The sequence below is a fragment of the Geosporobacter subterraneus DSM 17957 genome, assembly GCF_900142145.1.
GTDB lineage: Bacteria > Bacillota > Clostridia > Peptostreptococcales > Thermotaleaceae > Geosporobacter > Geosporobacter subterraneus.
In genome coordinates, this window is the sequence record NZ_FQZV01000050.1 from 15,840 (window position 1) to 28,746 (window position 12,907).

At 46.6% G+C, this 12,907-nt stretch carries 12 protein-coding genes and 1 riboswitch; of the genes, 9 read left to right on the forward strand and 3 right to left on the reverse strand.

Annotation, left to right across the window (positions count from 1 at the left end; translation table 11 throughout):
• The first annotated feature begins 283 nt into the window (after window positions 1–283).
• The 9 genes from BUB56_RS19515 (at window position 284) to BUB56_RS15380 (ending at window position 9,287) form a co-directional block, all read left to right on the forward strand.
• Entirely contained in the window at window positions 284–448 is a 165-nt protein-coding gene (locus BUB56_RS19515) for a hypothetical protein (RefSeq protein WP_190014587.1), read from the forward strand.
• 119 nt (window positions 449–567) lie between these two features.
• Window positions 568–2,922, forward strand: coding sequence for an ATP-dependent DNA helicase (locus BUB56_RS15350; RefSeq protein ID WP_051534231.1), 2,355 nt, complete (start codon window positions 568–570; stop codon window positions 2,920–2,922).
• Window positions 2,923–3,003: 81 nt separating this feature from the next.
• The gene (locus BUB56_RS15355) at window positions 3,004–3,210 is read left to right on the forward strand and encodes a DUF6870 family protein (RefSeq protein WP_028309336.1); all 207 of its coding nucleotides are present in this window, start codon (window positions 3,004–3,006) and stop codon (window positions 3,208–3,210) included.
• 149 nt (window positions 3,211–3,359) lie between these two features.
• The gene (locus tag BUB56_RS15360; protein WP_028309335.1) at window positions 3,360–4,997 is read left to right on the forward strand and encodes a recombinase family protein; all 1,638 of its coding nucleotides are present in this window, start codon (window positions 3,360–3,362) and stop codon (window positions 4,995–4,997) included.
• Between the two features lies 1 nt (window position 4,998).
• A complete protein-coding gene (locus tag BUB56_RS15365) occupies window positions 4,999–6,687 on the forward strand; it encodes a recombinase family protein (RefSeq protein WP_084296089.1) in 1,689 nt (562 codons plus the stop codon).
• Window positions 6,684–8,342, forward strand: coding sequence for a recombinase family protein (locus BUB56_RS15370; RefSeq protein ID WP_084296087.1), 1,659 nt, complete (start codon window positions 6,684–6,686; stop codon window positions 8,340–8,342). The genes BUB56_RS15365 and BUB56_RS15370 overlap by 4 nt, the downstream gene beginning before the upstream one ends.
• Complete coding sequence (locus BUB56_RS20430; protein WP_083273342.1) at window positions 8,227–8,673, forward strand: recombinase family protein; 447 nt, start codon at window positions 8,227–8,229, stop codon at window positions 8,671–8,673. The genes BUB56_RS15370 and BUB56_RS20430 overlap by 116 nt, the downstream gene beginning before the upstream one ends.
• The gene (locus tag BUB56_RS19520; protein WP_156782317.1) at window positions 8,618–8,758 is read left to right on the forward strand and encodes a hypothetical protein; all 141 of its coding nucleotides are present in this window, start codon (window positions 8,618–8,620) and stop codon (window positions 8,756–8,758) included. The genes BUB56_RS20430 and BUB56_RS19520 overlap by 56 nt, the downstream gene beginning before the upstream one ends.
• Window positions 8,759–8,900: 142 nt before the next feature.
• Window positions 8,901–9,287: a helix-turn-helix domain-containing protein gene (locus tag BUB56_RS15380; protein ID WP_035270256.1), complete on the forward strand. Its 387-nt coding sequence runs from the start codon at window positions 8,901–8,903 to the stop codon at window positions 9,285–9,287.
• Here the strand turns inward: BUB56_RS15380 and BUB56_RS15385 are convergent.
• The 3 genes from BUB56_RS15385 to BUB56_RS15395 all read right to left on the reverse strand — a co-directional run bounded on the left by BUB56_RS15385 (window position 9,218) and on the right by BUB56_RS15395 (window position 11,944).
• A complete protein-coding gene (locus BUB56_RS15385) occupies window positions 9,218–10,675 on the reverse strand; it encodes a tyrosine-type recombinase/integrase (RefSeq protein WP_110942171.1) in 1,458 nt (485 codons plus the stop codon). The genes BUB56_RS15380 and BUB56_RS15385 overlap by 70 nt on opposite strands.
• Window positions 10,676–10,775: 100 nt before the next feature.
• On the reverse strand, window positions 10,776–10,997 hold the full coding sequence (locus BUB56_RS15390; RefSeq protein ID WP_242946399.1) for a helix-turn-helix domain-containing protein: 222 nt from the start codon (window positions 10,995–10,997) through the stop codon (window positions 10,776–10,778).
• A 488-nt stretch (window positions 10,998–11,485) separates the two neighbouring features.
• On the reverse strand, window positions 11,486–11,944 hold the full coding sequence (locus BUB56_RS15395) for an RNA polymerase sigma factor (protein ID WP_110942172.1): 459 nt from the start codon (window positions 11,942–11,944) through the stop codon (window positions 11,486–11,488).
• Between the two features lie 548 nt (window positions 11,945–12,492).
• Window positions 12,493–12,582, reverse strand: a riboswitch (cyclic di-GMP riboswitch).
• Window positions 12,583–12,907 lie beyond the last annotated feature (325 nt).

Here is a 12,907-nt window from a genome sequence, read left to right on the forward strand (position 1 = left end):
CACCTTGACAAATATCGGCGGTTTCGCCGACCATACCGGGATGTCGAGTACATTACCTTCCATGCTGCGCGCGAGGATCGCCGGCCATTTCCGTCCCACAAAGTAAATGACTTTTCGAGGGCACCGGATTGGGCCAGGCAGGAGCGTCCGCCCTTTTGTGTTTTCAGAAGGCCGGCAGCCAAAAGGCACGGGAGCCATAATGATACTTTCCGTAAAAGGACCAGCGAAAAGGCAGTAGCTGGGAAAGCATCGCTCCGGCTGGGATAGGCCGGAGGGAGCTTTCATGCGCGGCGGTTTACCGCTGCGGCTTGACATTACCCCCTGGCAGCGGAAAGAAATCCGCCGGGCACAAGCCCGCTTTTGCGAAGCAAAAGTGCTGAAACGTATCCGGGAAGCGAGGTCAAATAGGATACGAACATGCTTTACTGCTATGAATTTGCATTTTTGAAATATTGCCTGACGGCAGAGTTACTGCGGCGGAGCGAACGGATTGCTCCCTTATCTTTCTTGTGTGGAAGTCTGTTCCGCCGCACCACTCTGCCGCCAGTGAAAAAGGAGGGAAAGACCGTGCACTATGCTGCAATCAATGAGGTCAGCCGTGAAATACCGCCCGGTATTATACAGAAATACGGCGATTCGGCCCTCTTTACCGCCTATGGCTGTGTTTTGTTGGAGTGTGAAACCGGAAAAGGCTATACCTACCGGGCTCTTAACCTGAAAACCGGACGCTCGGCGGTTATACACCGCAGAACCAACCCCCTGATGATATCCGGCGTGGCGGCCATGACAGAGCGAATCCGGCTGTCACCTGTAGCCGGCAAGGGAAAATATGAAATTGACATGCCCCCTGGTGAAAATTTACTGCGGGAAAGCCTTGCGGATATCCAAAATCATATTTTTGAAGCCATCCTTCCCGAACATGGCTATGGTATCCGGGAAAAACAGATGGAGCTTGCCGCCCATATTCTTGAAGCTATCGGGCACCGTACCGTATCTCTGTCAGAGGCTGATGTGGGCACCGGCAAAACCCACGCCTATCTCATTGCTGCCGCCCTTGCCAAGCGGGGACGTGTCAATGACTTCTGGCTGCGGGGATACTACCCCGATCAGAGCTATGCTGCCAGCGCCTACATGCCTGTGGTGGTTTCCACCGCCAGCATTGCGCTTCAAAACGCCATCGTAAAAGATTACATTCCTGAAATATCTCGTATCCTGATGGCCCACGGCATTATCAAAACACCGCTGTCCTGTGTCCTGCGCAAAGGCCGGGAGCATTATGTCTGCGAAAAGAACCTGTGTGCGTATTACCGTGACGCGGACGAATCCACACAAGGGCTTCTGGCTCCCCTTTTCAAAAGGACAGCATCCATTGACCTGGCTGACGCGGAAGGGCTGACACCCTACATCAAACGCAGGATCGGCGTATCGGGACGCTGCGATGAGAATTGCCCATATTATAACGATTGCAGGTATTTACGCCATATGCGGCATGTCCAGTCCGGCGAGCATGATTTTCAGGTCTGCAACCACAACTATTTCCTGGCCGATGTCATTCGCCGCTCCAAGGGGCAAAGCCCCCTCATTCCTCATTACCAGGCAGTCATCATCGACGAGGCTCATAAGTTTTTACAGGCGGCCCGGCAGATGTACGGCGTGGAATTTGGAAGCCTTGCCATTCCGCGTGTGGTAGAGGACATTGGCTGCTTCACCTTCCAAAAGGGCGTCAGCAGTGCAATGGTACAGGAACTTGCCAGAAAGCTGATGGGTCAGAACCGGCGATTGTTTCAGCTCTTACTGGATAACATCCCTCCCGGTAGCCTGGAGGAGGAAACGGAACGCTATAAAACGGTCATGGATAAAACGGCTGCCCGGCACCTGCGGAATATCCGGAATATCGGCGGAGAACTTTCGGAGCTGCTGTCGGAGCAGATGCTGCTTCTTCGGTACAGAGGCCGCTGTTCTCAGATACGCTTTGAGCTTTCCCTTATCCGGGAACAGGCCGGTGTGCTGGAAAAGTATGATGAACTGGTTTACTGGCTGGAAAGGCCGGAGGAAAGATATCCGGCACAAACGGATAAAGAGCTTGAGACCCTGCTGTGCGCCATTCCAAAGCAGTTGAGCGATATGCTGTACGCTGATCTCTGGAGCAGCGGGATTCCCGTTGTCCTCACTTCGGGTACGCTGTCGGCAGCCGGGAGCTTTGAACATATCAAGCGTAAGACGGGCCTTGACCGGGTGAATTCTTTAATGGAAACCAGCAAGCCGTCCCCCTTTCGTCACCGGGAGAATATTCTTTTGTATATCAGTGAAATCGTCCCCTTTCCCAACAATCAGGACAATGAATATATAACTGCCGTAGCGGAGGAAGCCGGAAGGCTGATTCAGGCATCCCACGGCCATGCCGCCCTGCTGTTTACCTCCTATAAAGCAATGGATCAGGTGTTTGCGCTTTTGGAGCGCAAAGGTCCCTGCTTTCCCTTGTTCCGTCTTGACAGGGGAGGCATCAACGCCATTGATCGTTTCCGAAAGAGCGGAAACGGTGTATTGTTTGCAAGCGGTGCGCTGTGGGAAGGAATTGACCTCCCCGGCGATGTGCTTTCCCTGCTGATTATCGTCAAGCTGCCCTTTGCGGCGCCCGATCCCGTCAGCGAGTATGAACAGGCGCTGTACCCCAGCATGGAACAGTATAAAAACAGCGTACTGGTGCCGGAAATGATTATTAAGCTCAAGCAGGGCTTTGGGCGGCTCATCCGGAGGGAAACCGATACCGGCGTGGTAGCCCTGCTGGACTGCCGGGTGCGTGAAGGCGGCCCATACCGGACGCGGGTACTTAACGCCCTGCCCAACTGCCGCGTAACCTCCAACCTGGAGGACGTGGAAACCTTTATACAGAGCAAAAAAGGGCCGGATTACTTCGTGTAGTCCGGCTCCTATATCTCTTGCACTGAACGTATTCCCAACTTGGGAATATGTCGGACTATTTCAGAAAAGGAGGTGCAGGCCATGAATTCGGGAGCATGTAATGAGTTAGTGGACATACGGGACATCTCGGTAGATAAAAACCTTTCTAAAGAGGAACGGATTGCGGAATACGTCCGGCAGATCAAAGACCCTTACAACTTTAAATGCGGAAATTTCACCGTCTGGGTACGGTTTGCCGATAATGGCGTCACGCTGGAGGACTGCCTGCAAAGGCTTTTGACCGAATGAGAAACTTAAGCCCGCAAAATGGACTTTCTCCCCGTGTGGTGGTAATGTAGGCATTGGAAAAAGAATGAAACAAACAGAATGACACGGCAATGCCTGATCACCCTTTGATTTGCGGGGAAAGACCGTAACTTTTCAAAGGAGTGATTTCTATGTCTGAAAAACAGTACAAAGCTGTAAAATATATACGCCTATCCTATACCGATGACAAGAACAACGAAAGCGACAGTGTGGCAAACCAGCGCAAGCTCATAGACAGCTTCATTGAGGGCCACCCTGATATAGAAGCGGTATTGGAAAAGGTGGACGACGGCTGGAGCGGTATCCTCTTTGACCGCCCGGCTTTCAAGGAAATGATGACAGAAATTGAAGCTGGAAATATCAATTGTGTCATCGTCAAAGATTTATCCCGCCTGGGGCGCGACTACATTGAAACCGGGCGCTACCTGCGCCGCATCTTCCCCGCCTACGGGGTAAGGTTCATCGCCATCAATGACAACATCGATACCCTAAAGGACAGCGGCGACGATCTGGTGGTTTCAGTCAAAAGCATTATAAACGACGCCTATTGCCGGGATATCTCCGTGAAAACCCGCAGTGCCCTGTCCGTCAAGCGGAGCAACGGGGATTATGTGGGAGCCTGCACCGTCTATGGATACAAAAAGTCGGAGGAAAACAAAAACCGGCTGGAAATAGACGAATATCCGGCAGGCGTGGTACAGAACATTTTCAAGATGAAGCTGGACGGCATGAGTGCCGCCAGAATCGCGGACGAACTGAACAGCTGGGGCGTTTTGTCCCCGCTGGCATATAAAAAGGACCGGGGCCTGCCGCACCCCAAAGGCGGTTATGCGGATAAGCCTGATGCCAAATGGTCTGCCACGACGATCATCCGCATCCTGAAAGATGAAACCTACACCGGAATGCTGCTTCAGGGAAAACAGGGCACCTTCAACTACAAGCTGAAAGACCTGATTGACAAACCGGAAAGCGAATGGGTACGCACAGAGGATGCCCACGAGGCCATTATCCATAGACAGGATTTTGACCTGGTTCAGCGGCTGCTGCGGCTGGATACCCGGACATCGCCGGGAAGCGATGCGGTGCAGCTGTTCTCCGGCGTTCTCATCTGCGGTTGCTGCGGAAGCCGCATGACCCGCAAAACCGACCGTTACAAAGATGCGGTTTATCACTATTACTATTGTCCCACGGGAAAGAAAGGCGGCTGTAAATCTCCTGCCAGAATCAAGGAAAGCGAACTGACAGACTGTGTATTGGAAAGCCTGAAAGCCCATATCCGAAATGTCGCTTCTCTGGAAGCCCTTTTGGAAAGCGCCGACAGCGAAGCCATGGGCAGCAGGCTTGCGCGCCGGCTGGAGGCGCAGATTGCCGAAAATGAGCACCAACTGAAACAAATCGGCGGTTTTAAGTCCACCCTGTACGAAAACATGATAAACGGCATTATCTCCGCAGAGGATTACAAGACCTTCCGGGCAAAGTATGCCGAGGATGGAAACCGTCTGCAGCAGGCCATTTCCGCACTACGTCAGGAGCTTGAAGACCTACGGAACCATAAAAGCGGGCGTCTGCTTTGGATGGAGCATTTCAAGCGCTTTGAGGGGCTCACGGAGCTTGACCGGAAAACCGTGGCCCACCTGATTCAGTCCGTTCGTATTATGGGCAAGACCGAGCTTCAAATCACCTTCAACTACCAGATGGAGTATGAGAAAGCCTTATCCGCCTGCGGCGAAGCCATCTCAGCAAAATCTGCCGTAACGGAGGTGGCGTAGCATGGCAAGGAAAAGCAGAAAAAACATAGAAGCCGTTTCGGACATGATATACGCACAGCCCTTTTACAATGTAGGAGCCTATATCCGCCTTTCGGTGGAGGACAACAAGAAGAAGGGCGATTCCCTGGAAACGCAGAAAAGCATCCTGCAAAGCTATATTGCCCTTACACCGGGCCTGAAACTCCATGATTATTATATCGACAACGGTTCGACGGGCACCAATTTTGAGCGTCCCGCATTTCAAAAGATGCTTGCGGATGCGGAAAACGGCGTCATCAACTGCATTATCGTCAAGGACCTGTCCCGGTTTGGCAGAAATGCCATTGACACCGGCTACTATATTGAAAAGTATCTGCCGTCGCTGAAGGTGCGCTTCATTTCCGTAAACGACGGATTTGATACCGACAGCGTAAACTCCGGCGACGGGATCATGCTTCCATTAAAAAACATGATCAATGAAGCTTATTCCCTGGATATCGGACGGAAAATCAAGGCACAGCAGCGCCAGAGCATGAAGGCTGGAGAATTTGTCGGCGCAAGGCCGCCCTTTGGTTATCTGAAAAGTCCCGATAACTGCCACAAGCTCATCATCGATGAAGAAACCGCGCCGGTGGTGCGCCAGATATTCCAGTGGGCCTATGAGCGGGTGGGCTTGAACGACATTGTCCGCCGCCTGAATGAAGCGGGGATTCCGACGCCAAGCCACACAAAAAAAGCGACAGGCATTATCAGCCATGAGAACCTGATCGGAAAGAATGCCTGGCAGACCCGGACGGTGAGCAGAATTCTTTCCTGTGAAACCTATACCGGCGATCTGGTGCAGGGGAAAACAAAAACGGTCTGCCATCGACAGACCTATGCCAGCGAAAGCAACTGGATTAAGGTAGAAAACACCCATGAAGCCATTATCAGCCGTGAGATGTTCGATGCGATACAGGCATTCCGCAAGCAGGTGGCGGAGGAAGCAATCCAGCTACCCAAAAGCCCTTATACCCCCAACATGTTCAAGGGGAAAATCTACTGCGGGCACTGCGGGGGAAGCCTGCACCGGCAGCGGTGTGAACGGAAGCGCAGCCCGGATGTTTACGTGTTCCACTGCCTATCCAACAGCCGTATTGCAAGAGGCTCCTGCTTCCTATATTCCCTCCCGGAGGAAGAATTGCTGTCCTCCCTTTTGACCATCATCCAGAAACACGCCGACGCTGTAATCGGTAAGGCCATCCGGCTGAAAAAGAACAAGCTAGCCATGGAAGCCGGACGCACCGCCATAAAGTCCCAGCTTGCCGCCCTGCGGCAGGAGCTTGACCGGGACAGGCGGCTTGTCAAAAGCCTTTACGAAAGCCTTGTAACCGGCATTATCACTGGTGACGAATATCGCCAAATGCGTGCCGATTATGAAGAAAGGATATCAAATAAAATCAATCTTGCGCAGGAACTGGAGCGTCGGCAGAACGAATTGGAAGCACAGGTTTCAGAATACATTGACTTATCCGACCTGATCGGAGGCATAAAAGGCAAAGAAGATATTACGGCGGTTCTGATTGACCGGCTGATCGACAAAATAGAAGTGTTCTCCGACAGGCGTATTGAAGTTACGTTCACATTTGAAAGCGGATTTGAACGATTAAGCGAGGCCGAGCGTTCACTGCGCAAACTGCTTGCCCCTGTGGAGGGGAGGATGCAGGCATGAGTAAATATATAATCGCCATGTATATCCGCCTGTCCATGGAGGACGCGAAAACCGACAGTCTCAGCATCCCCAATCAAAGGCTTTTGCTGGGCAGACACATCGACACGCTGGAACAGAATGATGTGGAAATCCTGGAGTTTGTGGACAACGGGTACTCCGGTGTGAACTTTGAGCGCCCTGCCGTACAGGAGCTTTTAGAGCTTGTGCGGCAGAGCAAAATTAACTGCATCATCGTCAAGGACTTTTCCCGGTTTGGACGGAACAGCATTGAAACCGGCTATTTCATCGAACAGGTATTTCCCCTGTTCCGTACCCGTTTTATCTCCGTGAGTGATAACTTTGATACCAACGATTACAAAGAGGACACGGGCGGAATGGCGGTTGCCTTTAAGTACCTGATGCACGAATATTACAGCCTGGATTTGTCCCGTAAGACCAAAAGTGCCAAATACACCAAAATGAAGCGCGGCGAATATATCAGCGAGGTCTGCTGCTATGGCTACAAAAAAGGAACGGATGGCCGTCTGGCTATTGATGAGGAAGCCGCTGCGGTAGTGCACCGGATATTCGCACTGGCGCTGGAAACGAAAAATGCCCAGGAGATTGTAAAGGCACTGTATGCTGACGGAATCCCTACACCTGGAGAATACAAGGCCGCAAAGGGAAAGGGCTTCCATGACATCTCAAGGTGCGGCGGTATCTGGCAGAGGTCATCGGTGCTTCGGATTCTGGCCGATGAGCGGTATATCGGCACGTATATCATGGGAAAACGCACCCTCAAAGAGGTCGGCGGTAAACGGTCAAGGCTAAAGGACGAAAGCGAATGGTTCAAAATCCCCAACCACCATCCCGCCATCATAGAAAAGGCAGTATATGAACAGGTGCAGGCCAAGCTGCTTCATTTCAAATGCGACAAGCACAACCATGAATATGTCCTGCGCGGCAAAATCGTCTGCGGTTGCTGTCAACATGCCATGAACAGAGCACCAAGAAAGGAACCGGCTTTCGTCTGCCGTTATACCAAGGTGGATGCTTCGGCTCCCTGCAACGGCATGGAAATCAAGGAACGTGAACTGGAAACCATGCTGTTTGACATTATCTCCAAACAGGCACAGATCATTTTAAACACCGACAACCTGAACAACATAGGCGAAATGGAACTGCGCTCCGAGCAGCAGGCAGAATACAGGAAGCTCATAAGAAGGTGCCAGGATAACAAGCGGAGCCTGTATGAGCAGTATGTCATGCGGGAAATCGATGCCGGGCAGTATGCGGAATTAAAGGCCGATTTAGACGCTGAACTGAACCACCTGAACCGCATCTACACTGCAATTTCCGCGCAGGCCGCCAAATTAAAGGCAGACTGTGAGGAAAACAACAAGGCAAGGGAATTTGCCGAGGATATTTCAAAGGAAACCGGCCTGACGCAGGAGCTTATGGAATTGCTGATTGACAAGGTGTTTATATATCCGGGAAACCGAATTGAAATCAGCTGGAAAGTGACGGACTTTTCGGACTTTCAGAACAGGAGGGATACGCATGGAGAAGAAAGAAATAAGGGTTGCCATCTATTGCCGCGTGGCGACCGCAGACCAGTTGTCGCTGGAAGCTCAAAAGGAATACCTGCGCGGATATGCCAAGGAACACGGATATGACCGCATTGGATATTATATGGACAACGGGTACAGTGGTTTGAATTATGACAGACCCGCATTTTCAAGACTGGAAGCCGATATACAGGCCGGACGTGTTGGGGCAGTTATTGTCCGTAATGTGGATCGCATAGGACGTAATGTCTTAGAAACCACCCATTGGATTGAGCAGCTAAGAAAAAAAGGAGTCGCTTTCCTTACAACGGATTCGTCCTTCAATGAAAACTCTTTGCAGAATTTGGGATGCTTGCTTAAAAACCCAAAAGAGTATGATCGTTATGGGCATAAAGACCATACTGGCAGAAGAATATGTAGGACAGCTTTTAGGAGATAAGGATTTTATCACTTCTGAGGATATCCCTCTGGACAATGATTTTGATTTTGTGATGTCACTTATGATTGCCGCCGAATATAGTTAAAAAAAGAGATAAAAGTATCAGAAAGGGATTAAATTCTATTGTTAAAAACAATAAACGATAGATATTATCCCTTTATTTCATTCACACTTTCGTGATATAATTAATGAAAAATTCACGTTTGCGGGAAAAGAGGATGTAGATAGTGGGGAAGAGGTCAAAGATAGCAGAGATAATAATTAAGAAAGGCGATAAGCTAACAATCCGAAACATTAACGGAAGGAGCATCTCAGGAGAGGTCACAAATATTAATGAGGAAGCAGCCGAAGCGATGCTCTTTGAAGCATATGGTGATTCAAATTTCAAGGTTCACCATATTGAACTTACAGTCCAAGCCAGTCTCCCATCACCCAATAACATTTCAGAAGTTTTAACTTTTTCGGAAGCAGCAGAGATTTGGAACATTGACCCAAGCACACTTAGGCATCGGGTTACAGGCGAAGAACTACAAGAAGGTTTAGATTATCGAAAAAGTGGTAAGGTGTGGTTAATTACAAGAAAAGCTATGGAAAGATTATATGGGTTGAAATAACCGCTCTCTTCTTCCCCGCATTGTCGTTTACGAAAAAAACCTAAATTATTTTTCGGTGTGTACTTGACATACGGGTGGCGAAGATCGTGAAAACGAATTTTCTTTAAATTGTTATTCTTTAATACGATTGCAAAGTGCTGTGTAATATAATTCGGCTTGATCCTGTCTCCAATCTCATTCACATAAATATAATCAAGATAATCTTTACAATACGCTTTGCCGCAAACCTTTCGATTAAGTTCCTGTTCTTCTTTTAGTCTATAGAGTAATTCTTCAAATGGTGCTACCAACGGTAATGTACGATAGCTTGATTTAGTCTTTGTACGGTCTTTTGCTATGGTGGTAATTTTCCCATCTAATGTTACCTCAGTTACCGTATGTTTTATCGTCAATGTCTTTTTCTCAAAATCAATAGCATCCCACTTTAGTCCTACAATTTCACTCCGTCGCAGCCCATAAAATGCACCCAAAATGACGGCAAGCTCTATCTTTTGATGTTTAACTACAGCAAATAAAACATCAAGCTCCTTCTCGTCATAAACGCTGCCAACAAATTTCCCTTTCCTTGGTCGCTCAATCCGATCAGCAGGGTTATAATCTATCAACCCTATTTTCAGAGCATGTTGTAATGCTTTCCGGATATTTGCATGGCGATGAATGACCGTGTTGGCACTCAATCCCTTTTCATTTAGCTCATACTGATAATAATTCTGTATGTGCTTTGGAGTTAGGTCTTTAAGTCTTATCTTTTTTTCTTCAAAATAAGGGATAATACTGCTTTTAATACAATAAGAATAAGATGCATAGGTAGTCATCTCAACACTATTTCTCATCATTTCCAGCCATTCCAGAAGAAAGTCAGTAAAAAATATTTGTACCTCAACAGAAGTCGGATTAACTTTGTCTGCTGGATTATCCTCTATTAACTCAAGCTCCAATGCATATTGCAAGGCTTCTTTGATGGCTTCATGATATTTGAGAAGAGTGCTATTTGATGCGCCATTTTCTGCTTTCTCATGTTCATAATAATTTTCTATGTCCCTCGACTTTATTTCTGATACTTTAATGGCAGTGTTCTTAAAGTAAGGGATTATACAGTTTTTTGTATCATATGAGTATTGAGCGAATATTTCGGCATCCACTTTATATATAACATCCTGCAGCCACTTTGGAAGAAAGTCTGCAAACAAAGTATTTTTATCACTCATTGCAGTATCCGGATTAAATTCTTTTCTGTTTTTCAAAAGTATTGCTTCAGCACGTTTTTTATTCCCCTTTATGGGTAGTCCTGTGCTAATGGACTTTGTTTTGCGGCTTCCATTTATATCCTTATAATTTAGGATAATGTGGAAGTAACCGTTTTTTTCTCGTAGATGTCCTGCTACCATAATTTGACCTCCTTAAAAAGTAACAGTTTTAAATTCACCTACCACTGACGATTATAGTGTAGCAGGCTTTATACTATTGTTCAAATGTACAAACGATGTTTTACGTATTAGATTCTTGAACGACATTTAAGTATTCAAAAATATGAAGTTTTGGGATTTTATAAGATCTGCCTATTTTAAAATGTTTTATCTCATTTTGTTTCAACAGACGATATCCGGTTTTTGTGCTGATACCCCCAAGCATTTCACACATCTGTTCTACACTTACAACATCCGGATATTCTCGAAAAATCAATTTATATGCTTCATTACTCTTTAGCAAAGTATCAGCCCCTTTCTGTTAAATCTGCAATATTAGGGGACGTCTTTAGTTGGTTACTCATATATGCTTGCATAAATAGACGTCCTCCTAACTTGCATTTCTGTTTTGGTTTTATATTAATTTGTGGATTTATTCGGCTGGCAGCGGTTGACCGCCCTCATAGGAATCTCACCTCCCCGTCAGCGACCGGGGCGCACTCTGGGACCTAACCTCGACTGTACGCAAGTATCATTATCCCTCCGTATGTATCATCGCCTTAAATGTAACCACATTTATTTATTGCACGGGTAGTTATCGCTTACACCTTACCTTCATCCAATCCGTAAACGGTATTGATTCTTCGGCTTAAATCCAGAAAATACTGGACAGGTGATCTTGGCGTACCTGCAATCTGGCTTTCCTTTACAGGCATACGGGGAAAGTACCGAACAAAACACCTATTCAATTGTCAAAGTACGTTTGAGAGGGGGGTAGTATATGTCCCTCTATTAATCAGCAGATTTTTGGGGCGATTTCGCAGGGGTATAGAAAAATTTTTTCATAAATTTTTCTATATTCTTTAATCCACGATTAATCGAATCTCTAATAGTGCTTTCTCCAACCCCTTCAGTTCTTGCTATTTCTGTTTTACTCATTCCGAGAAAGAAATGAGCATAAATTCGCTTGGCCTGTTTTTCTGGGAGGCTGTTGATAGCAGCATACAACTCTCGTCTGTTTAGCTTTCGCTCATATATTTCTTCTGGTGATAAAACCAGCAACACAACATCCTTTTCAATGTTGTCGCCAGCATCAAGGGAATAATATGCCTTATGAACACGTCTGCGTTCAAAATCTGCATGTTCTTTTCTGTTAAATTGTGTCAATAGCTCTACTATTTCATCTGGAACTTCAACGAAAAAGTCAGATTGGTAGAATGGATAATAATCTCTTAAATTGATTATTTTCATAATTGAACCTCCGTTTTGATTTTTTATAAATGAAAAAACCAAAACAGAGGGAGGGGAACGGCATCCTGATGGGTATTTTAAAAATCGAAGAAGATAGGGCTTGTCCACTTTAAAATATTGTAGAAATAAAGAAGACAGCTTTAGGCTTATTAGTCGAAAATCCAAGTATTTTGGCAATAAGAAAGCCGCAATTTGCTTATTGCAAATTGCGGCTTTCAAGGTTAAATGGCATGTATTTAGTTGTGGGATAATTGGAGGCCGTAATTTATCCCATAGAAATAGAAGATGGATACAACTGCATAAACCTGCTATTTTAGCACCTTTAACATAAATTTATTTTTCATCTGTAGCACCTCACTCACTTAAAAATCGAAAACAAAAACAATGATAAGGACAATGTTTATATCACTGTTATATGTTGTCGAAAACAGTCAGTTCCTGTGTTGCCCCCAGTCCTCATAGTGAACCTTCAGCACTAAGCAATGTGAGTTGTGCTAAACAGACAAAAACCTGCCGCTAAATTTGGCAGGTGTAGATACGTCTCCATCTGCGGCAACCAGGCTATCATAGTACCGGTAGGTACCTTAGACCCTATGGCTTTGCGTCCCTGCCTTTAGACAGGTTTGCCCTTAGCGCTGAAAAATTATATGAATGATATAAAAAAACCTGAATTATTCATCATAATTTATCCAGCATTGCTTCGTGCCGCATAGTTACAGTAGTTTTGCATTATTATTGGTTTCACTTAAAAAGTGAAACCAATACAATAGAAAAAGAGTTTCAACTTTGTTAAAATGAAGTCACCGCAACTAACATTTCACAAAGGAGAAACCCTTATGTCTAGTCTAAATGCACTTCACTCAGAAAGCAACAGTAAAATTAAAATTAATTTCGCAGGAGGGGATTTATCCTCCGATTCTGGCCTACTTCTGATTAAGGAATTCGCCCATAAGCTTGGTTTTC